26 protein-coding genes and 3 pseudogenes are annotated in these 25,614 nt (G+C 59.6%); 15 read left to right on the forward strand and 14 right to left on the reverse strand.

The window, feature by feature from the left end; genetic code table 11:
* The first annotated feature begins 151 nt into the window (after positions 1-151).
* Positions 152-1,114 (forward strand): thioredoxin-disulfide reductase, encoded by a 963-nt coding sequence (gene trxB / locus M0808_RS21075; protein WP_003221727.1) that lies wholly within the window; start codon positions 152-154, stop codon positions 1,112-1,114.
* A gap of 182 nt (positions 1,115-1,296) precedes the next feature.
* Here the strand turns inward: trxB and M0808_RS21080 are convergent, their stop codons facing one another.
* From M0808_RS21080 to M0808_RS21095, 4 genes and pseudogenes are all read right to left on the reverse strand, one after another.
* Positions 1,297-1,635 (reverse strand): HopJ type III effector protein, encoded by a 339-nt coding sequence (locus tag M0808_RS21080; protein WP_003221728.1) that lies wholly within the window; start codon positions 1,633-1,635, stop codon positions 1,297-1,299.
* On the reverse strand, positions 1,628-1,924 hold the full coding sequence (locus M0808_RS21085) for a DUF1244 domain-containing protein (protein ID WP_007968038.1): 297 nt from the start codon (positions 1,922-1,924) through the stop codon (positions 1,628-1,630). Before M0808_RS21085 ends, M0808_RS21080 begins: the two co-directional genes overlap by 8 nt.
* A gap of 96 nt (positions 1,925-2,020) precedes the next feature.
* Complete coding sequence (folX, locus tag M0808_RS21090; RefSeq protein WP_007968040.1) at positions 2,021-2,392, reverse strand: dihydroneopterin triphosphate 2'-epimerase; 372 nt, start codon at positions 2,390-2,392, stop codon at positions 2,021-2,023.
* Positions 2,393-2,572, reverse strand: a pseudogene (locus M0808_RS21095) (GTP cyclohydrolase I); the annotation flags it as partial.
* Here M0808_RS21095 and M0808_RS21100 point away from each other — a divergent pair.
* Positions 2,569-2,664, forward strand: a pseudogene (locus M0808_RS21100) (GTP cyclohydrolase I); the annotation flags it as partial. The pseudogenes M0808_RS21095 and M0808_RS21100 sit on opposite strands and share 4 nt — an antisense overlap.
* Here M0808_RS21100 and M0808_RS21105 read toward each other — a convergent pair.
* From M0808_RS21105 to M0808_RS21115, 3 genes are all read right to left on the reverse strand, one after another.
* Positions 2,625-2,810 (reverse strand): GTP cyclohydrolase I, encoded by a 186-nt coding sequence (locus M0808_RS21105; RefSeq protein ID WP_247842326.1) that lies wholly within the window; start codon positions 2,808-2,810, stop codon positions 2,625-2,627. The pseudogene M0808_RS21100 and the gene M0808_RS21105 overlap by 40 nt on opposite strands.
* A gap of 21 nt (positions 2,811-2,831) precedes the next feature.
* On the reverse strand, positions 2,832-3,542 hold the full coding sequence (folM, locus tag M0808_RS21110; protein WP_135294973.1) for a dihydromonapterin reductase: 711 nt from the start codon (positions 3,540-3,542) through the stop codon (positions 2,832-2,834).
* Positions 3,543-3,721: 179 nt separating this feature from the next.
* Entirely contained in the window at positions 3,722-4,291 is a 570-nt protein-coding gene (locus M0808_RS21115; RefSeq protein WP_098967238.1) for an antibiotic biosynthesis monooxygenase, read from the reverse strand.
* 212 nt (positions 4,292-4,503) lie between these two features.
* On the opposite strand from M0808_RS21115, the gene M0808_RS21120 reads away from it, so the two are divergent.
* On the forward strand, positions 4,504-5,463 hold the full coding sequence (locus tag M0808_RS21120) for a MerR family transcriptional regulator (protein ID WP_096795375.1): 960 nt from the start codon (positions 4,504-4,506) through the stop codon (positions 5,461-5,463).
* 3 nt (positions 5,464-5,466) lie between these two features.
* Here M0808_RS21120 and M0808_RS21125 read toward each other — a convergent pair whose 3' ends face one another.
* Positions 5,467-6,072, reverse strand: coding sequence for a hypothetical protein (locus M0808_RS21125; RefSeq protein ID WP_027610872.1), 606 nt, complete (start codon positions 6,070-6,072; stop codon positions 5,467-5,469).
* 55 nt (positions 6,073-6,127) lie between these two features.
* Positions 6,128-6,604, reverse strand: a complete 477-nt coding sequence (locus tag M0808_RS21130; protein ID WP_210558909.1) for a PAS domain-containing protein — start codon at positions 6,602-6,604, stop codon at positions 6,128-6,130.
* 152 nt (positions 6,605-6,756) lie between these two features.
* Here M0808_RS21130 and M0808_RS21135 point away from each other — a divergent pair, with 152 nt between their 5' ends.
* Positions 6,757-7,212, forward strand: a complete 456-nt coding sequence (locus M0808_RS21135) for a flavodoxin (protein WP_247842327.1) — start codon at positions 6,757-6,759, stop codon at positions 7,210-7,212.
* On the opposite strand, the gene M0808_RS21140 is transcribed toward M0808_RS21135, so the two are convergent.
* Positions 7,202-8,089 carry a LysR family transcriptional regulator gene (locus M0808_RS21140; protein ID WP_134785455.1) on the reverse strand — a complete coding sequence of 296 codons (888 nt, stop codon included), beginning with the start codon at positions 8,087-8,089 and terminating at the stop codon, positions 7,202-7,204. The genes M0808_RS21135 and M0808_RS21140 overlap by 11 nt on opposite strands.
* A 94-nt stretch (positions 8,090-8,183) precedes the next feature.
* Here M0808_RS21140 and M0808_RS21145 point away from each other — a divergent pair, with 94 nt between their 5' ends.
* The 6 genes from M0808_RS21145 to M0808_RS21170 all read left to right on the forward strand — a co-directional run bounded on the left by M0808_RS21145 (position 8,184) and on the right by M0808_RS21170 (position 16,257).
* Positions 8,184-8,570 carry a CidA/LrgA family protein gene (locus tag M0808_RS21145; RefSeq protein WP_247842328.1) on the forward strand — a complete coding sequence of 129 codons (387 nt, stop codon included), beginning with the start codon at positions 8,184-8,186 and terminating at the stop codon, positions 8,568-8,570.
* Positions 8,560-9,246: an LrgB family protein gene (locus tag M0808_RS21150; RefSeq protein ID WP_027610877.1), complete on the forward strand. Its 687-nt coding sequence runs from the start codon at positions 8,560-8,562 to the stop codon at positions 9,244-9,246. Before M0808_RS21145 ends, M0808_RS21150 begins: the two co-directional genes overlap by 11 nt.
* Positions 9,247-9,377: 131 nt before the next feature.
* Complete coding sequence (locus M0808_RS21155) at positions 9,378-10,160, forward strand: class II aldolase/adducin family protein (protein WP_027610878.1); 783 nt, start codon at positions 9,378-9,380, stop codon at positions 10,158-10,160.
* On the forward strand, positions 10,160-11,062 hold the full coding sequence (locus M0808_RS21160; protein ID WP_247842329.1) for an alpha/beta hydrolase: 903 nt from the start codon (positions 10,160-10,162) through the stop codon (positions 11,060-11,062). Before M0808_RS21155 ends, M0808_RS21160 begins: the two co-directional genes overlap by 1 nt.
* Before the next feature lie 201 nt (positions 11,063-11,263).
* Positions 11,264-12,175 carry an SDR family oxidoreductase gene (locus M0808_RS21165; protein WP_007968066.1) on the forward strand — a complete coding sequence of 304 codons (912 nt, stop codon included), beginning with the start codon at positions 11,264-11,266 and terminating at the stop codon, positions 12,173-12,175.
* 599 nt (positions 12,176-12,774) lie between these two features.
* Positions 12,775-16,257 carry a DUF6543 domain-containing protein gene (locus tag M0808_RS21170; RefSeq protein ID WP_247842330.1) on the forward strand — a complete coding sequence of 1,161 codons (3,483 nt, stop codon included), beginning with the start codon at positions 12,775-12,777 and terminating at the stop codon, positions 16,255-16,257.
* Positions 16,258-16,288: 31 nt separating this feature from the next.
* On the opposite strand, the gene M0808_RS21175 is transcribed toward M0808_RS21170, so the two are convergent.
* Positions 16,289-17,074: an IclR family transcriptional regulator gene (locus M0808_RS21175; protein ID WP_097090409.1), complete on the reverse strand. Its 786-nt coding sequence runs from the start codon at positions 17,072-17,074 to the stop codon at positions 16,289-16,291.
* Between the two features lie 165 nt (positions 17,075-17,239).
* Between M0808_RS21175 and hmgA the strand changes: the two genes are divergently transcribed.
* The 4 genes from hmgA to M0808_RS21195 all read left to right on the forward strand — a co-directional run bounded on the left by hmgA (position 17,240) and on the right by M0808_RS21195 (position 22,032).
* Entirely contained in the window at positions 17,240-18,544 is a 1,305-nt protein-coding gene (gene hmgA / locus M0808_RS21180) for a homogentisate 1,2-dioxygenase (protein ID WP_247842331.1), read from the forward strand.
* Between the two features lie 3 nt (positions 18,545-18,547).
* The gene (gene fahA / locus M0808_RS21185) at positions 18,548-19,852 is read left to right on the forward strand and encodes a fumarylacetoacetase (RefSeq protein WP_247842332.1); all 1,305 of its coding nucleotides are present in this window, start codon (positions 18,548-18,550) and stop codon (positions 19,850-19,852) included.
* A gap of 12 nt (positions 19,853-19,864) precedes the next feature.
* The gene (gene maiA, locus M0808_RS21190) at positions 19,865-20,500 is read left to right on the forward strand and encodes a maleylacetoacetate isomerase (RefSeq protein WP_247842333.1); all 636 of its coding nucleotides are present in this window, start codon (positions 19,865-19,867) and stop codon (positions 20,498-20,500) included.
* Positions 20,501-20,661: 161 nt separating this feature from the next.
* Positions 20,662-22,032: an aromatic acid/H+ symport family MFS transporter gene (locus tag M0808_RS21195; RefSeq protein WP_247842334.1), complete on the forward strand. Its 1,371-nt coding sequence runs from the start codon at positions 20,662-20,664 to the stop codon at positions 22,030-22,032.
* Between the two features lie 183 nt (positions 22,033-22,215).
* Here M0808_RS21195 and M0808_RS21200 read toward each other — a convergent pair whose 3' ends face one another.
* On the reverse strand, positions 22,216-23,019 hold the full coding sequence (locus tag M0808_RS21200) for a transglutaminase family protein (protein WP_027610885.1): 804 nt from the start codon (positions 23,017-23,019) through the stop codon (positions 22,216-22,218).
* Positions 23,020-23,191: 172 nt separating this feature from the next.
* Between M0808_RS21200 and M0808_RS21205 the strand changes: the two genes are divergently transcribed.
* Positions 23,192-24,211, forward strand: a complete 1,020-nt coding sequence (locus M0808_RS21205) for a Glu/Leu/Phe/Val dehydrogenase dimerization domain-containing protein (protein WP_047597781.1) — start codon at positions 23,192-23,194, stop codon at positions 24,209-24,211.
* A gap of 193 nt (positions 24,212-24,404) precedes the next feature.
* Here M0808_RS21205 and M0808_RS21210 read toward each other — a convergent pair.
* Positions 24,405-24,644, reverse strand: a pseudogene (locus tag M0808_RS21210) (YebG family protein); the annotation flags it as partial.
* Between the two features lie 188 nt (positions 24,645-24,832).
* Positions 24,833-25,603, reverse strand: a complete 771-nt coding sequence (locus tag M0808_RS21215) for an SDR family NAD(P)-dependent oxidoreductase (RefSeq protein WP_247842335.1) — start codon at positions 25,601-25,603, stop codon at positions 24,833-24,835.
* Positions 25,604-25,614 lie beyond the last annotated feature (11 nt).

Below are 25,614 nucleotides of genomic sequence, written 5' to 3' on the forward strand. Positions count from 1 at the left end.
TTAATCTTGCCCCCCTCGATACGCTGCACCCAACTTTTTACAGGACTGTCGAGCTCATGCCTTCCCCAAGGTTATCCACAGTCCTTTTTTATTCCCGCCGGCAGTCCGGCGTTCCGCGCCAGTGTTTCGGCCCGGTCAACAGGAGCAGGTCATGTCTGAAGTCCGTCATTCGCGAGTGATTATTCTCGGTTCCGGCCCTGCCGGTTACAGCGCTGCGGTCTACGCCGCCCGTGCCAACCTCAAGCCACTGCTGATTACCGGCATGCAGGCCGGCGGTCAATTGACCACCACCACCGAAGTCGACAACTGGCCGGGCGACGTGCACGGCCTGACCGGTCCGGCCCTGATGGAGCGGATGCGTGAGCACGCCGAGCGTTTTGAAACCGAGATTGTTTTCGATCACATCAACGCCGTGGACTTCGCTGCCAAGCCGTACACCCTGACCGGCGACAGCGCGACTTACACCTGCGACGCCCTGATCATCGCCACCGGTGCCAGCGCTCGCTACCTGGGCTTGCCGTCGGAAGAAGCGTTCATGGGCAAAGGCGTTTCGGCCTGCGCGACCTGCGACGGTTTCTTCTACCGCAACAAGCCAGTGGCGGTGGTCGGCGGCGGCAACACCGCTGTTGAAGAGGCACTGTACCTGGCCAACATCGCCAGCACCGTGACCCTGATCCACCGTCGTGAAACCTTCCGCGCCGAGAAGATCCTGATCGACAAGCTCAACGCCCGCGTGGCCGAAGGCAAGATCATCCTCAAGTTGAACGCCAACCTCGACGAAGTGCTGGGCGACAACATGGGTGTGACCGGTGCGCGCCTCAAGAACAACGACGGCAGCTTCGACGAAATCAAAGTCGACGGCGTGTTCATCGCGATCGGCCACACTCCGAACACTTCGCTGTTCGAAGGCCAGTTGACCCTGAAAGACGGTTATCTGGTGGTGCAGGGCGGTCGTGACGGCAACGCCACTGCCACCAGCGTTGAAGGCATCTTCGCTGCCGGTGACGTGGCTGACCATGTTTACCGTCAGGCCATCACCTCGGCCGGCGCCGGCTGCATGGCGGCACTGGACACCGAGCGTTACCTGGACGGTCTGCAGAACGCTTCGTTCTAAATCGCAGACACAAAAAAACCGGCTTCGGCCGGTTTTTTTATGCCCGTATTTCCGCTACATCGCATAACCCTGTGGGAGCGGGCTTGCTCGCGAAAGCGGTGTGTCAGACAAAGAAAAGTCGCCTGGCACGGCGCCTTCGCGAGCAAGCCCGCTCCCACAGGGAATGGGGTTGGCTATGGAAATCAGCGACGGGTCAGGGGCTGCGTTTCGAACTTCACACCCGCCAGACCGTGCTTGATCAGCGCGCGAATATTGCCGTGGTCGCTGCCTTCAGGCGTCGCCACCACCGAGCGGTAATGCTCGCCGAATGCCAGCAGCGCTTCTTCATCGCTCAAGCCTTCCAGTAACGCCAGACCCAGGGTCTTGCACGAACCTTCGTTCTGCCCGGCGGCGTTTTCCACGCCACCGTTGTTGAACGCTTGAGGCTGGTAGTCGTAACCGGCGGCGATGAAAGCCAGGGTGTCGGCGAAAGCGTGTTCGCCGCTTTTGAGGCTGGCGCGCAGGGTGTTCAGATCACTCATTGGGTTTTCCTTTGGCGAACGCCGCCTGTTGTTCGGCGCTGGCTTCTTGCTGGTATTGGGCTTTCCATTCGGCGTAAGGCATGCCGTAAACCACTTCACGGGCGTCGTCGAGGCTGACCTCGATCTGACGGTCATCGGCGGCAGCCTTGTACCACTTGGACAGGCAGTTGCGGCAGAATCCGGCGAGGTTCATCAGGTCGATGTTCTGCACGTCCTTACGGCTGTCCAGATGGGCGACCAGCCGGCGGAAGGCGGCGGCTTCGAGTTCGAGGCGTTGTTGCTCGGTCATGGGAGTCTCTGCGAGACAGCTTCAAGCGACGAGCTTCAAGCTGCAAGATGGGTGGCGTTGATACGAAGTTTACAGCTTGCCGCTTGAAGCTTGAAGCTAGCGGCTCGCTGCAAGCGTTATTGACACCGACTCGGCAAAACGCAGCGCATGCGGCTTGTCGACTTCGACTTCGGCGTACAGCACTGCAGCATGAGTCATCACCAGATCCAGCAGTTCCTGGGTCAGGCGTTCGAGCAGCGCAAACCGATTGCCCTCGACGTGGGCGATGATCGCCTTGGTGATGGTGCGGTAATTCAGCGCGTGATCGATGTCGTTGTCGCGCACCGCTTCCTGCGCCGCGTACAGGATCGTGAGATTGATCAGCACATCCTGCTTGTTGAGGATCTCGTCCTCGTTGATCCCGATAAAGGTGCGCAAGCGCAGATCCTTGACCCGGATGCGCGCCATTCCCGGTTGAAGTTGTGACATTTACTTGCTCCGTCCAATCAATTGCAGGAACTCCTGTCGGGTGTTGCTCGAGTCGCGAAAGGCGCCGAGCATGACCGAGGTGTTCATGGTCGAATTCTGTTTCTCGACACCGCGCATCATCATGCACATGTGCCGGGCCTCGATGACCACCGCGACGCCGGCGGCATCGGTGACCTGTCTACTCGTTGTGCGAACATCACCTGCTGCCCTTCATCGGTAAGGCCCATGTGGCTTATATTCCGACAGGCAAGGTGCTGGGGCTGTCGACGATCTGATCCACACTCTGTTCATAGCCGTGACACAGGTATTGCATGGCCTTGGCCGCGCGCACCGGGGTATCGAGCAGACCTTCGCGGTCGGGGTCTTCGCCGAGGCCGATGAGGATCTCGCGGTAATTCTCGGGCAGGGAACGGGTCATGGCAGATCCTCGCGCAGCAGCTTATTTGACGTGCCGTCCGCCGTTGACGGTCAGGGTTGTGCCGGTGACATAGGGGTTGTCGAGCAGATAGCGCAGGCTCTGGTAGATCACTTCGCTGCCGGGTTCGATGCCCAGCGCGGATTTGGCTAGCGCCCTGGCGCGGTACGCCGCGTCGTCGTCGGGATTGAACAATAGCAGGGCCGGCGCGATGCCGTTGACTTTGATTGCCGGCGCGTAGCGCGCGGCGAAGGACAGGGTCAGGCTGTCGAGCCCGGCTTTGCTGGCGCAATAACCGATGTGTTTGCTGCTGCCCTTGCGCGTGACGTCGTCGCTGATGTGGATGATGTCGGCCGGGGTCGAGCCTTTGAGCAGGTCGGCGCAGTGCAGGTTGATCAGATACGGCGCGAGCATGTGCACGTTGAGCATGCGCGAGAAGGCCTCGGCTTCACTGCCCGGGGTTTCCGCCAGCCATTCGGAGGCGTTGTGGACGATGGCGCGCAGGCAGTCGGTGTGGGTTTTCAGTTCATCGATGAAGGCGAGGATGGTGGCTTCGCTGGAGAAGTCCGCGAACACCGCGACAGCGCCCAGATCACGCAGGGCTTGTACGCCCGGACGTTCGCTGCGGTAGGTGAAGATGACCCGATGGCCGTCTTCAAGCAAACGCTGTGCGCAGTGCAGACCGACACGCTGGCCGGCACCGGTGATGAGGATCGGGGCGGAGGATATGGACATGAACGGCTCGCGTCGCGGTGGGAGTAAAAACTATAACAGTGACGCGGGGTGCCCACCTATCGCAAGACGGGTGCTGTGCTTTTGTGGGAGCGGGGCTTGCTCGCGAAGGCGGTGTGCCAGGCACGGATGCATCAACTGACACGACGCTTTCGCGAGCAAGCCCGCTCCCACATGGGCGCTCAGCGGTTTTGAGACACTGGTTCAACAGGCAGTCGAGGTGCCGGGACGCTGTTCAGCCAACCCGCCAGCAACCGTGTCGACAGTGGAATAAAGAAATACACCATCAACGGCGTCAGGCACGCCGTACTGACCAATACCCGCGGCAGCAGGCTCATCTCGCCGAGCAGCGGTCCGAGGACAAAGTTGAACAGCAGCGACACCGGGAAGAACGCCAGCCAGATCGCCACGGCCTGTTTCCAGCGTGGTGGCCGTTGACCGGCAGCGCCGAACCAGCCTTCGATGCCGCTGACCCGATGCTCCTTGGGATGCTCGAACAGATCGCTGCCCCGCGCCAGCCACGCGGTACGCGAGACCGAGTGCTCCCAGGCGTGCAGGGTCTGCTCGTCGACGAAGCGGAAAATGATCTGGAATTCGTTGTCACCGGGTGGCGGAGCGAGCACGCCGGAACCCAGGTAACCGGGAAAGTCAGTGGCCAGTTGTTCGCCTTCGCGCAGCCAGGCAATCAGGTCCTGATAGCGGCCGTCGGCGACGCGACGCGCAACCATCAGCGTGACGGGGGAAGTAGACATTGTGTATCTCCATATTTCGAGTGCGGCGCTCCGGGTAGGAGGTTTCGCATTGCGCAAACCGGGGTAGGGGTCTGCGCTTTTCAACAAGCAAGGATTATTCCCGATTTTGATGACAGTTTCAGAGACTTTCGTCTCTGTTTATTGGGTTGAACCGACAGAGGGCATCGGATGTAGAATGGGATCCAAATTTACCGAGCGGACACATCAGCACCATGGCTGTTATCACGGACGCTAACCCTGCCTCGCAGGCTTCTGTCGCACTTGAGCGCGAAGAGTTGTTCCCTATTCGGGAGGTGTCGCGGCTGACCGGCGTCAACCCGGTAACGCTGCGTGCATGGGAGCGCCGCTACGGTTTGATCCAGCCGACGCGCACCGAAAGCGGGCACCGGTTGTATTCGATGACCGAAATCGAGCGCGTGCGCAGCATTGTCGACTGGATTGATCGCGGCGTTGCCGTGAGCAAGGTCGGCAAGATCCTGGCGAGGACCGAGCCGCTGAAAGCCTTGGCCCATATCATCCCCGATGATCTGGTCCAGGCCGATTACGCGCAATGGCAGCAGCAGGTGCAATTGGCCGTCAGTTCGTTCGACGACCGCGCGCTGGATCAGGTTTACAACCAGATTTTCTCGTCCTACTCGCTGCCGGTAGTGTTTCAGAACATTCTCATGCCTTTGTGGCTGCAGATGTTGCAGCGCCAGGATGCCTTCGGGCAGACCAGCGAGTGGCTGTTTTTCGACGGGTTCCTGCGGGCGCGGGTGTTGCAGCGGATCGTCGCGCTGCGCGGCACCCAGCCGCGCAAAGTGATTGTCAGTGCGCTCGCCGGTCAGTGTCGTGAACTCGAGCTACTGGTTGCCGCGTTGTTTCTCAGTGGCAATGATGCGGGCGTGCGGGTGCTGACCACCGGCCAGCCATTCGATGAGTTGGCGCTGGTGTGCGAGCGGATCAAGCCGCAGGCGCTGGTGCTGTTTTCCAACCATGCCCCCACCGCGGATTTGCCGCGCCGTCTGAATCGACTGGCCTTGAGTCTCGACTGTCAGGTAATGCTCGCCGGCGACGCTGCCGATCTGGCACAGGACAGTCTGGCCGGATCGTCGATCGGTTGTCTGGGCAATGAAGGAGCGACGATGCGTCAGCGCATGACGCAATTTCTCGCAGGTACGCTGGATACCTGAATATCAGGTGTGCAGGGCGGGGTGGGTCAGACGGTGTTGTTGCAGGATGAACTGGCGCAGCCGTTCGGTTTCATCGGCGTCGGTCTGGCTCAGCTCGTAGGCGTAGAAGCCGTGCTCGGTTTCGCGCTCGAAGTTGCCGCGCAGGGAAATCCGCTCGTAACCTGAAGGGCTGAACCACAGCGCGAAATGCTTGGGCGGTTTGGTCTTGTTGCGCATTTCCAGCAGCACGCCTTTGTGCGACACCTCGTGCACCCACATCATGCCCGGTTGCCCTTTGGCATTTTCCAGCGCGACCGGCTCTTCGAGAGTCAGGCGCCATGGGCGAATCATCGGCCCGTCTTCGTAAATGCTCGGCACGCCCAGGCGCAGGTGCAACGCGTGGAATTCGTCTTCCACCAGGTGCAGCGGAAAGGTCATTTGCTGATTTTCGAAATTGGCCTGAATGGTCACTTGCTCGTGAGCCGCCAGGCGCGTGAGCAGGTCACGGATCTGCGAACCTCCATTGACCAACAGGCTCGACGTCGCATCCCGCACATTGAGCTGCGGGTTGTGCTGCATGGTCTGGATAAAATCCAGCTCATCCTGGGTCAGGAGTGCGTCGCGTTGCATGGCCTGGCTCGAAAGAAATAGTTACAAAGTCATTGGTGATTGTAGTTACTGACACTTAGTTCGCAGTTTTGTTTACGCCGTTCGTCGCTTTCAACGCTGCCAGTTCCGCTTTCAGCGCAGCGACCTCAGCCTCGAGCTGAATTACGCGTTGCTGCGCCTTGACCTGAACCGTGACATCTTTCTGCACACCGACGAAATAAGTCTGGCCGTCATCAGCGTTTTTCACCGTCGAAAGCGACAGTTCGTTCCAGAACGGGGTGCCATCCTTGCGGTAGTTGCGCAGGATTTCCCGGCACGCCCCGCCGTTGTGCAAGGTGTCGCGAATCAGCGACAGACCGGCTTGATCGCGGTCTCCTGACTGCAGAAAGCGGCAGTCCTGATAAAGTATCTCTTCGCTGCTGTAACCGGTCAGGCGTTCGAAGGCCGGGTTCACGTAAATCAGGATGTTGTCCTGCTCGCCTTCCTTTTCGGCCACCACGATTCCATCGTTCGACGCGTTGATCACCATTTGCAGCAGACTGGCGTTGATCATCAATGAATCCTTTCAGTGTCGATAATGGCTGGCATTCTAGAAGTTCCAACGCCGCTGTCTACTGGCTATCACGGCGAATCGGGGCTGGATCGCGGCTTTTGCGTCGGACTGCTACTATCGCCGCTCTTTTTTTCAGCTTCAGGATCAGATTGATGAAAGTCGCCATCCTCTCCGGCTCGGTTTACGGCGCCGCCGAAGAAGTCGCCCGTCACGCGCAGAACCTGCTGAAAGACGCCGGTTTTGAAACCTTCTACAACCCGCGCGCCAGCTTGGCGGATATCCAGGCGTTCGCACCTGAAGCGTTTCTCGCGGTGACGTCTACCACTGGCATGGGCGAATTGCCGGATAACCTGCAGCCGTTGTATTCGGCGATTCGCGACCAGTTGCCAGCCGCGTGGCGCGGTTTGCCGGGCGCGGTGATCGGTTTGGGCGATGCCAGTTACGGCGATACGTTCTGTGGCGGCGGCGAACTGATGCGTGAGTTGTTCGCCGAACTGGGCGTGCGCGAAGTGCAGGAGATGCTACGTCTGGACGCCAGCGAAAGCGTGACCCCGGAAACCGACGCCGAGCCATGGCTGGCGCAATTGATCGACACGCTCAAGGGCTGATCGCGCGCTCACGCAGCAGAGCCAGCCAGGCCTGCGCGGCTTTCGACAGATAGGCGCCCTGGCGCCAGATGAAGGCGATGTCCCAGCGCAAATAATCTGGCGCGCGCAAGGTCAGGCGCACCACGCCCGGACGCTCCAGTGCCCGGGCCACCACGCTGGGCAGCAGCACCACGCCTTGCCCGGCGGCCACCAGTGCCACGAGAAAATCCGCCTGCCCGCTGCGCCCGCCTTCTTTCGGGGTAAAGCCCAGTTGCTGGCAGGCCTGCAGTAAACGGTCATTGAGCACGAAGCTGCGCTGATACAACAGGAACGGCGTGTCGGCCAATTCCTCAAGGCCAATCTCGCCGCGCCCCGCCAACGGATGATCCACCGGCAATAACGCATCGAGTTTCTCATCGCAGAACGGCTGGAAATCGAACTGCGGATCTTTCGGCAGCAGGCTCCCGCCTAACTCCAGTTCGCCGCTGAGCACCGCTTGCTCGACATTGCGGCTGCCGCCTTCAAGTAATTGAATGCTGATGTTCGGATAGCGCCGGCGATACTCGGCGAACAACCCGGCGAACAGCGCATCACTACCCAACAGCGGCAGACCGAGGCGCAATTCGCCGCGTGCCAGTTGGCTCAGATCATCCAGTTCGCTGAGCAATTCATTGCGCAGGCGCAACATGCCCTCGGCGCGCTGCAGCACCACGCTGCCCGCAGCGGTCAGGCGCAATTGCGAGCCGAGTCGTTCGAGCAACGGCGTGCCGAGACTCTGCTCTAGTTGCGCGACTTGTTTGCTTACCGCCGACTGACTGATGTGCAAGGTTTTCGCTGCCTGGGTGAAGCCGCCCTGATGCATGACTTCGACAAAACTGCGCAGCTGTTTGAATTCCATGATCCGATTCCGTTTTGGAATAGTGTCGAGTCTAACAATTCGCTTCTGGGATGGCAGGCTGCTTCGTAAAATAAGCCCCTGTAAGGAGCCCATCATGAACACCGCATTCCTCAAGTATCTTTCCCGTCTCAGTGTCGAACTGGCCGTGTTGCTCGGTCTCTACCTGCTCGGCTGTCAGATCGCCGCGTGGTTGGCCTGGCCGATTCCCGGCGGCGTGATCGGCATGGCCCTGTTGCTGCTGGCGTTTGCGTTTGGTTGGGTCAAACCGGCGGCGCTGCAACTGGGTGCCGGATTGCTGATGGCCGAGATGCTGCTGTTCTTTATTCCGGCGCTGATGAGTCTGCTCGACTACGGCGCGCTGTTGCGCGATGACGGCTGGCGGATTTTGCTGGTGATCGGCGCCAGCACCCTCATGGTGATGCTGGTGACAGCCTTCACCGTGGAGCTGGCCGTGCGCCTGAGGCGGTCCCATGAAGCTTGAATGGATGCCGATGTTTTGGCTCGCCTTTACCCTGTTGGCGTACCTGTTCAGTCGCTGGATTTACCGGCGCACCGGGCGTTATTTGCTGTCGCCGTTGATCCTGGTGCCGGCGCTGCTGCTGGCGCTCGCCGTGCCGTTGCACACCGCCTATGCCGAATACGCCAGCAACACCCATTGGTTGATGCTGGTGCTCGGGCCGGTGACGGTTGCCTTCGCCGTGCCGATCTGGCAGCAGCGGCGTCTGCTGGTGCGGCACTGGTCAGCGCTGTTGCTGGGCATGCTTGCCGGCAGCGCGGCGTCGATCGCTACGTCGTTCGGCCTGGCCAAGGCGCTGGCGCTGGATAGCTCGGTGACGATGTCGCTGGTACCGCGCTCGATCACCACGCCGTTCGCCATGCCGCTGGCGCAGGATCTCGGTGGCGTGCCGGAACTGACTGCCGTGTTCGTGATGTTTACCGGTGTGTTCGGCGCGATGCTCGGCGGCGTATTGCTCAAGTGGCTGCCGTTGCGCAGTGCGTTGGCGCGCGGCGCGTTGTTCGGGGTTGGCGCGCACGGCGCAGGCGTCAGTCGGGCGCATGAAGTGGGTGGTGAGGAAGGCTCGGTTGCGGGGCTGGTGATGGTGCTGACCGGGCTGCTCAATCTGTTCGCCGCACCTTTGTTGGCGTCGTTGCTTTGACATGGATCCAAGGTGTTTGCCTGGCTGACCCGCTCAGTCATCAAGCTGGCTGGCAATGCAACTACGCGATCCTCTGCGCCTGACTAGACTGCTCGTACGTGCAGAACAATAAGAACGCAGAGGTGCATACAGTGAGCGTAGCCCCCGTCCAATTGTCCCTTGATGTCAAAGACCAGGTCAGTGCCGCGGAATGGCAGACCCGGGTCGATCTCGCCGCCTGTTATCGGCTGGTAGCGTTGCATGGCTGGGACGACCTGATCTTCACCCATATTTCCGCCAAGGTGCCGGGCACCGAAGACTTCCTGATCAACCCGTTCGGGTTGATGTTCCATGAGATCACCGCGTCGAGCCTGGTCAAAGTCGATCAGGCCGGCAACAAGCTCATGGACAGTCCCTACGAAATCAATCCCGCCGGTTACACCATCCACAGCGCCGTGCACGAAGTGCGGCACGATGTGGTTTGCGTGCTGCACACCCACACCGCCTCCGGTGTGGCCGTTTCAGCGCAAAAACAGGGTGTGTTGCCGATCAGCCAGCAATCGCTGTTCGTGCTGTCGAGCCTGGCCTATCACGCCTATGAAGGCGTGGCGCTGAATCATGAAGAGAAGGCGCGCTTGCAGGCCGACCTGGGCGAGAACAATTTCCTGATGCTGCACAACCACGGTCTGTTGACCTGTGGCGGCACCATCGCCGACACCTTTCTGATGATGTTCACCTTCCAGCGCGCCTGCGATATTCAGGTCATGGCGCAGACCGGCGCTGCTGAACTGATCGCCATCGAACCGCAGATCCTGGCGGGCGCCAAAGCGATGATCGCCGGCGTCACCAAAAGTGCTCAAGGCATGGGCGGCGCGCTGGCCTGGCCGGCGTTGCTGCGCAAACTCGATAAACAAGACCCCGGATATAAACTCTGATGCCTCTTGCCGAGATCCCTCTGTGTGTCTGGCGCAAACGCAGCCGGACGTTTGTCTTTCGCGGCCTGTCGATCCGTTACTGGACGGCGGGGCAGGGTGAGCCGCTGCTGCTGATCCACGGTTTCCCGACGGCCAGTTGGGACTGGCACTACCTGTGGCAGCCACTGGCCCAGCGTTATCGGGTGATCGCCTGTGACATGCTCGGTTTCGGTGACTCGGCCAAACCGTTGAACCACCGCTACAGCCTGCTGGAACAGGCCGACTTGCAACAGGCGCTGCTGGCGCATCTTCAGGTCGAGCAAGCGGTGCATGTGCTGGCTCACGATTACGGTGACAGCGTTGCCCAGGAACTGCTCGCCCGGCATTACGAACAGCGCATCGAGGTGGCCAGTTGTGTCTTTCTCAATGGCGGGCTGTTTCCGGAAACCCATCGTCCGGTGCTGATGCAAAAGCTGCTGCTCAGCCCGCTGGGCTGGATGATCGGGCGTGCGTTTACCCGTGATGCATTGGTGAAAAGTTTCCGGCAGATCTTCGGTCCGCAGACCGGCCCCAGCGAAAGTGAGCTGGATGATTTCTGGAGCCTGATCGAGACCCATCGCGGCCCGCGTATCCTGCACAAACTGATCGGCTACATCCCCGAGCGCCGTGTGCAGCGCGACCGCTGGGTGGCGGCCATGCAGCGTGATGAAATCCCGCTACGGGTGATTGATGGCGAAGTTGACCCGGTTTCCGGTGCGCACATGGTCGAACGTTACCGCGAACTGATTGCCGACGCCGATACGGTGCTACTGTCAGGTATCGGCCACTATCCGCAGATCGAAGCGCCGGTGCAGGTGCTCAAGCATTACCTGGCGTTTCGTGAGCGCCTGGAGTTGCCGCCGCGCAAGGTCGCGTGCTCTTGAAAGATCAAAAGATCGCAGCCTGCGGCAGCTCCTACACCGATCTTCTGTAGGAGCTGCCGCAGGCTGCGATCTTTTGATCTTTTGACGCCCTCATCATCCCTCACCCTTATCGCGCACCATTCAGCCTCAGCCGTATTCGTTGTGACCCAAAGCCCTGTGCCTGACACTCGGACTCATTACTGGCCTGCTGGAGTTCTTGCGATGAATGAGTCCGTACGTTTCGAAGATAAAGTCGTGATCGTCACCGGCGCCGGTGGTGGCCTGGGGCGAGCGCACGCTTTGCTGTTCGCCCGGCACGGTGCCAAAGTGCTGGTCAACGACCTCGGCGGCTCGACCCAGGGCGAAGGGGCCAACGCTTCCGCCGCCGACCGTGTGGTGGCGGAGATTCGCGAAGCCGGCGGCATCGCCGAGGCCAACCATGACTCGGTCACTGACGGCGACAAATTGGTACAGAACGCTCTCGATGCGTTTGGCCGTGTCGATGTGGTGGTGAACAACGCCGGGATTCTGCGCGACAAGACCTTTCACAAGATGGACGACGCCGACTGGGATCTGGTTTACCGCGTCCACGTCGAGGGCGCCTACAAAGTGACCCGCGCCGCGTGGCCGCACTTGCGCGAGCAAAACTACGGCCGGGTGATCTTCACCGCCTCGACCTCGGGCATCTACGGCAACTTCGGCCAGTCCAACTATGGCATGGCCAAACTCGGCCTCTACGGCCTGACCCGTACCCTGGCCATCGAAGGTCGCAAGAACAATATTCTGGTCAATGCCATCGCGCCTACCGGCGGCACGCGTATGACCGAAGGCCTGATCCCGCCGCAAGTGTTCGAACAGCTCAAACCGGAGCTGGTCAGCCCGCTGGTGGTGTACCTGGCCAGTGAACAGTGTCAGGAAACGTCCGGCCTGTTTGAAGTCGGTGGCGGCTGGATGGGCAAGGTGCGCTGGGAACGCAGCCTCGGTGCTGGCTTCGATCCCCGCAGCGGCTTCTCCCCGGAAGATGTCGCGGCGCACTGGCAGCAGATCTGCGACTTCGAAGGCGCGGCGCATCCGAAGGACAACATTGAAGCGCTGAAGGAAATGATGGCGAATTTGCAGAAGTATTCGCTGTAACGTTTGCCACGCCCCGCAAATACCGATCCCGCCGGTAAAGCCTTCGCCCATAAAAAAGGCCGCTGCAAACGCAGCGGCCAAGGTAAGACGTTGGATCAAGGAGCTACAAATCAACGTCAGTGAACACCGGGGCGATCAATCGAAGCATCGACTCATCTGAAATCGGTCAGCGCTGGCGCGAGTTGCTCAGCAGCCAAGGCTTGGTGCTTTGCGGCGTCTGCCTGAAAGCCCGCTCAGAATAAGCACTTGAACCCGAAGGAAAAATAGCGATTCCGGACATGCACTGTTACGGGGCGTGCAACAGTCTTGATCGCGCCACAGGACTGTGCACGGACTGCGCAAAGTGCTCGCGTCCGGAAATAACGCTTCGCTGTCTATTGTGGATGGCTGAGTTAGTGACTTTGTATAAAGTTTTGTGCGGATTATTTGTCTGTGAATTTGTCATTTTTCACAGGTGGTTTTTTTGTTTCGGTTAATACCTTGTAATCTATATTTGTTGAAATGAACTGGCGCTTCTTGTTTGTTAAAAATAAAACTATCTTTCGCTATCGCAGTGATGCGGGGTTGCGTTCACTGAACTTGAAAGATAGGACTTGAATATGGATAAGTTATACAAAAGTTTGATGCGAGGTTCTGAAGGTGCAGAAGTAACCTGGAGGGCTGAGTGGGTAAAGGCCGCTGCCGCGCAGAATGATTTGTTCGCTATTGTTGAGGCGATCCCGACAGTTCGGCAAATTGCTCGGCAGGCATTGCAGCAAGAATTGCAGCAGCGGCAGAAGAATATCGATATTGATAATGTTTATATCAATATCACCGATCAGTCCAATGAGATTGAACGTCGTCCTTCGGGGAAACTCTCTGAGGTATTGCTTCATTGTCTTGATAATAATGTGCTGCCGAGCTATCTGGCTGGCGGCGGGGACGGTGTCTTTCACCTGCCCGATACCGTTGGCGAACAGATGAGAGTCAAAGGCTTCAGTATTATCGAGGCTGAGGAGGTTATTACTTATACGCTGCGAAATCTGGAAAGCAGCCTGCGTTCGGAGATGGCCAAGTATTGGGCGGCTCCCGTAAAAGTCGCAACAACTGAAAAGACCGGGCTGACAAATAAACAGGCCTTGCAGCAGGCTTATAACGTTGTGCTGACAGCGGAGCTTTCTTTAAAAGCCATGGCGGGATTTCTGGATCACGGCATGGCGACGCGCTATTGCTATTTGTTGAATCTGGAAAACGGCGCCGGCGCTTATAACGTTGTGGTGAGTCCTGAATCCGACTCTCGCACTTCGCTTGTTCCGGGGTTTGTCCTCGATAATGCGATGCGGGCGGATCCGCAAATGAAACTGCTCAATGAGCCCACCGGTTATGTCACTCACACGCCAGGCAACGGTTTTGAATACTTCGTCAGGAATCTCGACGTGCATGCAACGCTGCTGGCGCGTGTATCGGCGTCCGGTAGCAAAATCGCTTTCCCTAAAGCCACGCAAAGTGTGTCTGCTCATTGTGTCGACGCTTACTTGAAGGGACAACTTGATACGCTTGCAAGTCTGATGCGCGATCGCAAGGGCCAGACTCGAGCGTTCAGCCGGGTATTGCAGGACAATCAGATGTTGTCGGTGATGCGTGCTGACATCGGTCGTCGATTCGATCAAGTGCAGGCAGAACTCAAGCGGACCGAATGGCCACTCTGGCTGAAGAACGGTGGTAACGCTCTTCAGCAGCGTTACGTCGAGCTTGAGCACTCGATGGAGAAATATCACTCTGACTACCGGGTGGTTTTCGACAGGTGTTTCTCTTTTAAAGATTATGTCTTGCGTTGTTTTTCCGAGTGGGCGATGAGCGCGTTGGGTGAGCAACTGGAAGCCGAGACGGTAAAGGTGCGCAGCGTCCACAAGATGCAACTGGGGGGCCGCACCCTAGAGCAGGTCGATAACCGGACCCTGACGGAATTCATCATCTTCGGTCTGCATGACGAGGGGTATAAAGCCGAAATCAGCCTCACCGGGATGCCGCCCGGCAGCAAGCTGTCCGCTGCTGCACTTGAGCAATGGTTGAACAACATCAACGTGCGCTCGCAGTTTGTATCCAGTCTTCCGGCTGATCCATCGCCGGAGTTTGCACAGGCGTATCGCGACCACTTGCACAGCAACATCGAGTTCGCGCTTTTCGTTGCGCGCCATTCGGGCGTCTTCAGTGAAACCGAAGCGAAGGTAATCGAAAGGGCGCTGGCAGGTGACTCGTCGGTGTCTATCCGCGGATTGAAACTGACCCTGCAGATTCCGGGGCCCGCCTTGAAAGGTGTGATGGTTTTTCAGGCACAGGAGACTCGGAACTATCTTGTTTATCTGATAACACCTGCAGGCCAGTCTGTTTTCATGACGTTTGCGGATGCATTCGCTCTGAACAAATGGTTTGAATCGGCCATGACCGCTGATCGTCAATACGCGGCGTCATTGATTCATCCGGACTATTTGCACGATGCCGGATCGTTGCGCGGTGCCAGCCGTCACTCCACCCATTATCTATATAAGCTGGATACCCAATACCCGGACCTTTTCCCCAATGGCACAGCGCCGTTGCTCAATGACGTCAAAGTCGCTTATCAGTCTGAACTGGCGTTACACAAGACCATTGCGCCTGCGCCTTACCGCTACCTCGGGATTGAGCCGCGCAAACGTTACGCTCGATTGAATACCGAATTGAAAGCGCTCTCCACCGTAGAGGCAAGGGACAATGCGTTCCCTTCTTTCGAACGCTTTACCCATGATGCGGTAAAGCAGAACCTTGAAAGCCTGTTGCGTTCGCGAGGACGAAATGTCGAGATCAGTCCGGATCAGATTATTGTCCAGACTGACGATTTTCAGAAAAGCGTAACGGATCTGCTCATCGAAGGGCTGTCGTTTGAAGCTGCCAATCCGGCATATCCGAGCAAGTATGACCCGAGGTATTTTTTGACGGACGGCCATCCGGCAGTCGATCAGCTGGATATTCGCGATCTGTCCTCGTTATCGAAAACATTCCGTCCTGGCGACAGGTATACGGAAATGCTCAATACCGACTATCTGGACGGGAAGCATCCTGGCTATGCATTCAAGCGCGCCGTTCACGCAAAAAAAATTCGCTGTCAGATGCATTACGATCTGCTCTCCAACTACATCGATGGCAGGTTTGGGTCTGACATTTTTTTAGCGCTACAACGGGTTGTCGGGAATTTGAAAGAGGATGTCTATCACTACCCGATCAATGATTCGTACGCAGAAGGTGATGAAGGTCTTTACGAATTCAATATCGGGAAAACAGGCTTGACCAAGTCGAGGGATCGTACGGTTGCGGGTGTCTACATCCTGCGGATGAACATTATCGGCCAGTTCCACGACTGGTTATATACGCCCGATGCGCCGGATGGCGTTGCCTATCGACCCATCAACGATTTCATTCCATCGATTCGTTTCCAATATGGACCGATGCGCGATTACTACTTTGACCGGGTTGCAATCGTCGATCAAAAAGTAATCAATGATTATTTTGACGATCTTGCCGCAAGCGGGAAACCCTTGCCTCCGGTCAAGACGCAAGAACGCGCCAAGTTGAACAACCTCTTCACGTTCCATGATCGGAGAGTGCGTCGCGCATTGAGCGATATCGATGAGCGAACCACCAGTTTGAAGGAGGTTATCGCGGGACTGGTTTACGATGGCCTGATCAAAGTGGTGAATGTCATCAGTCTCGCCGTGCCGCCTATTGGCTCCGTGGCCGTTGCGGTGCAGATGATGAAAAGTGTCTACGACGGAGCACAGGCGCAACGGCGCGGTGACTACTCGGCGGCACTGGGATACGGCGCGGACGCGTTGATCGGACTATTTACGCTCGGCCAGGCGGCCACAGCCGGTGCGAGCGCAGAGGTGATCAAGCAGGTGACCAACGTTCAACGATCGTTTCTCGGTCTGGTCGATGATGCACGGTCGGCGGCGCAATTCGTCGCCGAGGCGGCGGGTCATAAAGCGGCAGATCAACAGTTGATCGATTTCTTCACTGAATTGATGAAGGATCGGGCAACCAGCATCAGCCAGACCATCGTGCGCTGATCCCCGGGCTGGCGGCTGGAGATCGCCTGACTCAACCGGCTTGCTCATACCCCATTCGCCAGCTCACGGCCCGCGACGCCGCCAGTAACCGCTGCGCCGCCGGGCCGTCTTCATCAGCGTGGAACAGTGAAGTCGGGCCGACGATGGTCAGCACTGCCGCTATCTGCCCGACTGCGTTGAACACCGGGGCTGACAACGCGTCCACACCTGGCATCAACAAGCCGTGCACATGATGCAGACCGCGTTCACGGATCTGCTCGCACAAACCGCTGTAGGCATTTTGATCGGCCAGTGGATGGCCGGCGACGGCGATTTCCTGCGCGCGCAACTCATCGGTTTCCCGATGCGGCAGAAAGGCACTGAACACCAGCCCGGTGGACGAGCTGAGTAACGGCAACACCGAACCCAGTTGCGTCACCACCGTCACCGCGCGCACCGCCGGTTCGATGTGCACCACGGTCGCGCCCTGATTGCCCCACACCGCCAGAAAGCAGGTTTCATTCAATTCATCGCGCAACTCGGACAGGGGCAGGGCGGCGACTTTCAGCACGTCCATACTGTTCAGGGCTGCCAGGCCTACACGCAACGCTTCACGGCCGAGTCCGTAATGGTTGGTGGCAGCGTTCTGCTCGGCGAAACCACTGGCGATCAGTGCCTGGAGATAGCGGTGCACCTTGCTTGCCGGCATCTGCACATGTTCGGCCAGACGCGACAGTGAGGTAGAGGGCGACAACTCGGCCAACGCCTTGAGGATGTCGGTGCCGACCTCGGCGGAGCGGACTTTCTGTTTGCCGTTGCTGTCGCTGGTTTTTTCCATGGTGCGGCCGGGATCCGAAAACGAATGGGCGTCTTTATAGCTTGACGCTGGATAGCGAGCAAATTACGTTATGCGTAATCGAATTACGATAATAACAACCCCGGCGTGCGCAAAGCTCTGAGCCAGAGCGATGGGCCACTGCCGACTCCCTGTTCAGGAGGCTCCATGAACCTCGATTCAAACGCGTCGGAGCTGGCGTACCAGTCCGGTTTCGGCAACGAATTCAGCAGTGAAGCGTTGCCCGGCGCCTTGCCCATCGGCCAGAACTCCCCGCAAAAAGCCCCGTACGGCCTCTATACCGAATTGCTCTCCGGCACTGCGTTTACCATGACCCGTAGTGAAGCCCGGCGCACCTGGATGTACCGGATTCAGCCGTCGGCCAATCACCCGGCGTTCGTCAAACTGGAGCGGCAACTGGCCGGCGGCCCGTTGGGTGAAGTGACGCCCAATCGCCTGCGCTGGAATCCTCTGGATATCCCGGCCGAGCCGACCGATTTCATCGACGGTCTGGTCGGCATGGTGGCCAATTCGGCGGCGGAAAAACCAGCCGGCATCAGCATCTATAACTACACCGCCAACCGTTCGATGGAGCGGGTGTTTTACAACGCCGACGGCGAACTGCTGCTGGTGCCGCAACTGGGGCGGCTGCGAATTGCCACTGAACTCGGCGTGCTCGAAGTCGCGCCGCTGGAAATTGCTGTGCTGCCGCGTGGCCTGAAATTCCGCGTCGAGCTGCTTGATCCGCAGGCGCGCGGTTACGTTGCCGAGAACCACGGCGCGCCGCTACGCCTGCCGGATCTGGGGCCGATCGGCAGCAACGGTCTGGCCAATCCGCGGGACTTCCTCGCCCCGGTCGCCGCCTACGAAAACCTGCAGCAGCCGACCACGCTGGTGCAGAAATTCCTCGGCCAGTTGTGGGGCACCGAGCTCGATCATTCGCCGTTGAACGTGGTGGCCTGGCACGGCAACAACGTGCCGTACAAATACGACCTGCGCCGTTTCAACACCATCGGCACCGTGAGCTTCGATCACCCGGATCCGTCGATCTTCACCGTGCTGACGTCGCCGACCAGCGTGCACGGTCTGGCCAACCTCGACTTCGTGATCTTCCCGCCACGCTGGATGGTCGCCGAGAACACCTTCCGTCCGCCGTGGTTCCATCGCAACCTGATGAACGAATTCATGGGCCTGATCCAGGGCGAATACGATGCCAAGGCTGAAGGCTTCGTGCCCGGCGGTGCCTCGCTGCACAGCTGCATGAGCGCCCACGGCCCGGATGGCGAAACCTGCACCAAAGCGATCAACGCGGAACTCAAACCGGCGAAGATCGACAACACCATGGCCTTCATGTTCGAGACCAGTCAGGTGCTGCGCCCAAGCCGCTTCGCCCTCGACTGCCCGCAACTGCAATCCACTTACGACGCCTGCTGGGCCACGCTGCCCGCCACGTTCGACCCGACCCGGAGATAACCCATGACTCAAACTTCCATCACCCGCAGTTGGGTTGCTTCGGCCAATGGCCACGCGGATTTCCCGCTGCAGAACCTGCCGCTGGGCGTGTTCAGCACTGGCGGCTCGGCGCCGCGCGCGGGCGTGGCGATCGGTGAACATATTTTCGATCTGCAGGTGGCGCTTGAAGCCGGCCTGTTCGACGGCCCGGCACGCAGCGCGGTCGAAGCCATGCACGGTGGCGTGCTGAATGCGTTCTTCGACCTCGGTCGCGAAGCCCGCGTAGCCTTGCGCAGCCGCTTGCTGGAATTGTTCGGCGAGGGCAACACTCATCGCGGCGCCATCGAAGCCCAAGGCGCAAAACTGCTGCCACTGGCTGCCGATTGTCAGATGCACCTGCCGGCGCGCATCAGCGATTACACCGACTTCTACGTCGGCATCGAGCACGCGCAGAACGTCGGCAAACTGTTCCGTCCGGACAACCCACTGCTGCCCAACTACAAGCACGTGCCGATCGGTTATCACGGTCGCGCTTCCACCGTGCGCGCTTCTGGTACCGACGTGCGCCGCCCGAAAGGCCAGACCCTGCCGGCCGGTGCGAGCGAGCCGACCTTCGGCCCGTGCGCACGACTGGACTACGAACTGGAACTGGGCATCTGGATCGGTCAGGGCAACGACATGGGCGAGCCGATTGCCATTGGTGACGCCGCCGAACACATCGCCGGTTTCTGTCTGCTCAACGACTGGTCGGCCCGCGATATCCAGGCCTGGGAATACCAGCCGCTGGGCCCGTTCCTCTCCAAGAGTTTTATCACCAGCGTCTCACCATGGGTTGTGACGGCCGAAGCGCTGGAGCCATTCCGTATGGCACAACCTGCGCGCCCGGAAGGTGATCCGCAGCCGCTGCCTTACCTGTTCGACAAGCGCGATCAGGAGGCCGGTGCCTTTGACATCGAACTGGAAGTGCTGCTGCTCACCGAAGCCATGCGCGAACAGAATCTGCCAGCCCATCGCCTGACCCTGAGCAACACTCGCTACATGTACTGGACCGTCGCACAAATGGTCGCGCACCACAGCGTCAACGGCTGCCAGTTGCAGGCCGGTGACCTGTTCGGTTCGGGGACTTTGTCCGGCCCGCAAAGCGGTCAGTTCGGCAGCCTGCTGGAAATCACCGAGGGCGGTAAAAAGCCTATCGAACTGGCCTCCGGCGAAGTGCGCAAATTCCTCGAAGACGGCGACGAAATCATCCTGCGCGCGCGCTGCGCCCGTGACGGTTTTGCCTCGATCGGCTTCGGCGAATGCCGCGGCAAAGTGCTGGCGGCGCGCTGACAGGAGCGGATCATGGATCTCTACACCTATTACCGTTCCACCTCGTCGTATCGGGTGCGTATCGCGTTGGCGCTGAAAGGGCTCGATTACACCGCGTTGCCGGTCAATCTGATCGCGCCGTCGGGAGGCGAGCATCGCCAGCCGGCGTATCTGGCGATCAATCCGCAGGGCCGGGTGCCGGCCCTGCGCACCGATGACGGCGAGCTGCTGATTCAGTCGCCGGCGATCATCGAGTACTTGGAAGAGCGTTATCCACAGCTGCCATTGCTACCCGAAGACCTCGCCGCCCGTGCTCATGTGCGCGGTGTGGCGGCGGTGATCGGCTGCGACGTGCATCCGCTGCACAACGTCAGCGTGCTCAATCGCCTGCGCCAGTTGGGCCACGAAGAGCCGCAGGTGGTGGAGTGGATCGCGCACTGGATCAGTCAGGGGCTGGCGGCCGTCGAGCAATTGATCGGTGACAGCGGTTTCTGTTTCGGTGAGTGGCCGTGTGTGGCGGATGTTTATCTGATTCCGCAGTTGTATGCGGCCGAGCGCTTCGGTGTTTCGCTGCAGGCTTACCCGCGGATCCGGCGGGTGGCGGCGTTGGCGGCTGAGCATCCGGCGTTCATCAAGGCGCATCCGGCGAACCAGCCGGATACCCCTTAAAGCTTCACCTTGCCCCAATGTGGGAGCGGGCTTGCTCGCGAAAGCGGAGTGTCAGGTACCGGGATGCTGACTGATACACCGCTTTCGCGAGCAAGCCCGCTCCCACAGGGGAGATTCGGCGCCCGCCAAAAAAATCATAAAAACAAAACAGGTACCTTGCGATGCATAACCAGATTGCCAGCTTTCGCGCGGCACTCGACGCCCGTCCTGTGTCCCGTTATCAATGGTTATTGCTGATCCTGCTCGCCTTGCTGCTGGTCACCGACGGCTATGACGCCCAGGTGCTCGGTTACGTGGTGCCGGCCCTGGCTCAGGACTGGGGGCTGGAGAAAGCCGCGTTCGGGCCGGTTTTCAGCGCCAACCTGTTGGGCCTCACGCTCGGCTCGCTCGCGGTGACGCCGCTGGCCGATCGCTTCGGCGTGCGGCGAATCCTGCTCGCCTGCGTGCTGATCTACGCCAGCCTGACGGTGTTGATGGTGTTCGCCGATTCTCTGAACACCTTGATGATCGCGCGCTTCATCTGCGGTATCGGCATGGGCGGTGCGATGCCCAGTGCCATGGCCTTGATGTCAGAATATTCACCGCCTCGTCTGCGCACCCTGATGGTGACGCTGGCCGCTTGCGGGTTTTCGTTTGGCGGTGCGGCGGGTGGTTTTGTCGCCGCTGGCTTCATCGACCGCTTTGGCTGGCAAGCGGTGTTCCTTGCCGGTGGTGTCACGCCGTTGCTGCTGTTCCCGTTCCTGTGGTGGATGCTGCCAGAATCGCTGCCGCGTCTGCTGCGCGATGCACCGCCCTATGTGCGCCTGCGCAAAGTCACCGCGCGAATGCTGCCGGACTGGCAACCGCCGGCCGCGTCCGTCGAACAGAACGAGCGCGAGCAGGGCAGCAAACTGACCGTGGTCGAGCTGTTCCGCAACGGTTATGCACGACCGACCCTGCTGATCTGGGCGACGTTTTTTGTCAGCCTGATTCTGCTGTATTTCATGATCAGTTGGCTGCCGACGCTGTTGCTGGAAAGCGGTCTGAAACTCAATGAAGCCAACCTGGTGACCTCGATGTTCCTGTTCGCCGGCACCTTGGGCGCGGTGTGCATGGCCTGGTTCGCCGACCGCCTGAAACGCAAGGTGCGGCTGCTCTGCGCGGTATTGGCCGGGGCGGCGCTGTGCACGATTCTGCTGGGTTTGAACCACGACAATCCACGCTATCTGGTGGCCTGCGTGTTTGCCGCCGGTTTCTGCATCATCGGTGGGCAACTGACGTTGAACGCCTTCGCCAGCAACTTCTACCCGGCGCATGTACGCGCCACTGGCACTGGCTGGGCGTTGGGGGTAGGGCGCTTCGGTTCGATCCTCGGGCCGTTGTTCGGCAGCATGCTGCTGGCGATGCACATTCCGGTGACGCAGATTTTCTTCTTCTGCGCGATACCGGCGGTCATTGCGGCGCTGCTGATTATCCAGGTGCGCTCGCCCTCTGACAGCCCGCAATCCCCTGTGGGAGCGAGCTTGCTCGCGAAGAACGATAACGCAGTCTGACAGGAACAACGGTGGCGCCTGCTTCGCGGGCAAGCCACGCTCCCACAAGGGATCGTTGTGATGCAGAAGAATGGGTTCACGCTGAACCCTGTGGGAGCGGGCTTGCTCGCGAAGGCGATTCAGGCTTCGATGCATTCATCGCTGACACCACGCTTTGCGAGCAAGCTCGCTCCCACACAGGGATTAGTGGACGACTGAATTCGGTGGCAAGTGCCCAAGCCGCTCAGTCAGGCGCAGGCGCTGGATCGGATCATCACTGAGCAGCAGCGCATGTTCCAGATCGAAGCGCTCGGCGTTCGGACAGTCGAGCCGTTGATACAGGCTGGCGCGGGCCAGATAATCGGCGGCGCTGGCACCGCCCAGTTCCAGCACGCGTTCGGCATCGATCAGCGCGGCAATGTAATCCTCATGCGCCAGATGCAACTGCCGCAGGTTGCGTGACAGGCGCTGGAGCATCTGCTCTGGGCTGGCGGTGGCCAGATGGTCGGCGTTGAGTTTGAGGTGCGCGCCGTACTGACGTTGCAACAACTCGCGACAGTCATTGGGGTACAGCCGCCGACCACCGCAGGGATCCAGCAGGTGATCAGCACCGGGTACCCGCAGCAGGAAATGCCCGGGGAAGTTCACCCCGACCAGCGGAATCTCCAGACCACGGGCCAGTTCCAGAGCAATCAGGGACAGGGTCAGCGGCTGGCCGCGGCGGGTCTGCAACACTTTGTGCAACAACGCGACCTGTGGGCGTAGCGGCAGAAAATCGTCCTGAGAGAAGCCCAGATCATTCAACCGCCGCAGCAACGGTTGCGCCAGTTCGCTGACTGGCAGCATCGGCAAGCCGTAGCTGACGCGCTGTTGCAGCTCCTTGAAGTCCTGCTGCAGCGCTTCTACATCGAGGCCTTTTTCGTGCTCGGCAGCCATCCACAGCGCCGCTTCGAACAGCGCGGGCGGTGAACGGTGCAGGCACTCGAAAAAGCGTTGGCGCGGACTCATCGAAATCTCCGGGGAATGCCTCGTTTTAGCCCCGTCCGCGCCATTCGTCCAGTACCGGCCAGGTTATGCCGCAAAGTCGCCGTCGAAGCGGGCGCTTATTCCGGTGCGCTTCAGCAATTTTTGGGCGCAAGCCTATACTGGCGTCTACCAGAAGTGATTCGGGAGCCTGCCGATGTTCGCTCTCATGCAAAGCACTCGCCTGGAATCGCTGCACCTCAGCGTTGACCCGGTCACCGGGTTGAAGGCGGTCATTGCCATTCATAACAGTCGCCTCGGGCCTGCCCTGGGCGGTTGCCGTTATCTTGCCTATCCCAACGACGAATCCGCAGTCGAGGATGCCATACGCCTCGCGCAGGGCATGAGCTACAAGGCGGCACTGGCCGGGCTCGATCAGGGCGGCGGGGTGGCGGTGATTGTGCGCCCGGCGCATGTGGAAAACCGCGCTGCGTTGTTCGAAGCGTTTGGCCGCTGCATCGAGCAGCTCGACGGTCGCTACATCACCGCCATCGACAGCGGCACTTCGGTGGCGGACATGGATTGCATTGCCCAGCAGACCCAGCACGTCACCAGCACCACCTCGGCCGGCGACCCGGCGCCGCATGCGGCGATGGGCGTGTTCACAGGGATTCGCGCCACCGCCATGGCGCGGCTGGGCAGCGACAATCTTGAAGGCTTGCGCGTGGCGATTCAGGGCTTGGGCAACGTCGGTTATGCACTGGCCGAGCAGCTACACGCGGCAGGCGCCGAATTGCTGGTCAGCGACATCGACCACGGCAAGGTGCAACTGGCGATGGAACAGCTCAACGCGCATCCGATCGCCAACGACGCCTTGCTCAGCACACCCTGCGACATCCTTGCGCCGTGCGGCCTCGGCGGGGTGCTCAACAGTCACACGGTGACGCAATTGCGCTGCTCGGCGGTGGCCGGTTCGGCGAACAATCAACTGACGCATCTGGACGTGGCCGATCAACTGGAGCGGCGCGGGATTCTGTATGCGCCGGATTATGTGATCAACGCGGGCGGGTTGATTTATGTCTCGCTCAAGCATCGCGGCGAAGAGCTGGGGACAATTACTGCGCACCTGTCGAAGATCAGTTCGCGGCTGACCGAAGTGTTTGCCCATGCGCAGGCCGAGAAGCGTTCGCCAGCGCGGGTAGCGGATGAGTTGGCAGAGAAAGTCCTATATCGCTGAAAAGCAAAAGATCGCAGCCTGCGCCAGCTCCTACATATGGAATGCGTATTCCCTGTAGGAGCTGCCGCAGGCTGCGATCTTTTCGATTCAAACGTGGTTACTTGGCAGCTTTCGCCGCTTTAACCGGCTTCACTGGAGCTTCTTCCGGCTCAGCCGCTGCGTCTTTTTCGACTACTTCTGCCGGTGCATTGATCAGCTCCGACAGCGCATCAGGCTGGCTCTTGAAGGCCTTGGCGAACACATCGCGGTTCTTCGCCATGTAGATCCCGACTTCTTCAACCTGTTGCTCGTTCAGCGACGGCACGGCTTTTTGCAACACTTCGGACAGCATCTCGGCCAGTTCGAGCATTTTGTCATGACGGTCAGCTTCGGCTTTATCCATGAACAAGCGCTCCAGATCTCGGCTGCTGCGGTATACCACTTCGACGGCCATTCACCACCTCACATGCCTTCACATTTAGTTGTCTTAGCGACTACTGTATTTATATACAGCGAAAGGATAAGCGAATCCCTGCGCTTTGGGTAGTGGCTTTTCAATGTAGACCGGATTCGGCATTTTTCCTGATGCACGCGCCTCAAACAAAACGACCCGCACACGGCGGGTCGTTGGTTTTTTTGATTTCAGAACTTGCCGCTGGCGTAACCACCATCGATAGGCATGATCACACCCGTGACGTATGCGGATTGATCGCTGAGCAGCCAGAGCACCGCGTTGGCCACTTCGTCCGCCGTGCCGAAGCGCTTCATCGACGTCACGTTGATTTTGCGCTGGGTGTTTTCCGGTGCGGCTTTCAGGCGTGCCTCGTTGTTCATGCCGCCGAGGATCGGCCCCGGGGCGACCGCATTGACGCGAATGCAGCCGCCGTCTTCCAGTCGCGCATTCTCGATCGACGCCACCTGGGTCATGCCGTTGATCGCCTGCTTGCTGGCGACATAGGCTACCTGGCCGCCAATCGGTACCACGCCGGCGCAGGACGAGGTATTGACGATGGCCCCGGTGCCGCGGGTGAGCATCAGTTGCAGTTCATGGCGCATGCAGTGGTAGGTGCCGTTGACGTTGATGTTCATCACCTTCATCCAGTCCTCCGGGCACGATTGCGCGAGTGCTCCGTACTTGGCAGTCACGCCGGCATTGTTGAACGCGCAATCGAGGCGGCCGTAGGCCGAACGAATGGTCGCGAACGCCTGCTCGACCTGCTCCGGATCACCGACATCGCAGGCGATAAAGCGGCAGTGTTCACCCAGCCGATCGGCCAGCGCCGCGCCTTTTTCCTCGTCCCGGCCGAACACGATCACATCGGCGCCAGCCTTGATCAGGCGTTCGCTGACGGTTTCGCCAATGCCACTGGTGCCGCCGGTGACCAGGCAGACTTTTCCCAGAAAATCGTACATATGTCGCATCT

The sequence above is a fragment of the Pseudomonas sp. MWU12-3103b genome (assembly GCF_023100615.1).
Taxonomy (GTDB): Bacteria; Pseudomonadota; Gammaproteobacteria; order Pseudomonadales; family Pseudomonadaceae; genus Aquipseudomonas; species Aquipseudomonas putida_A.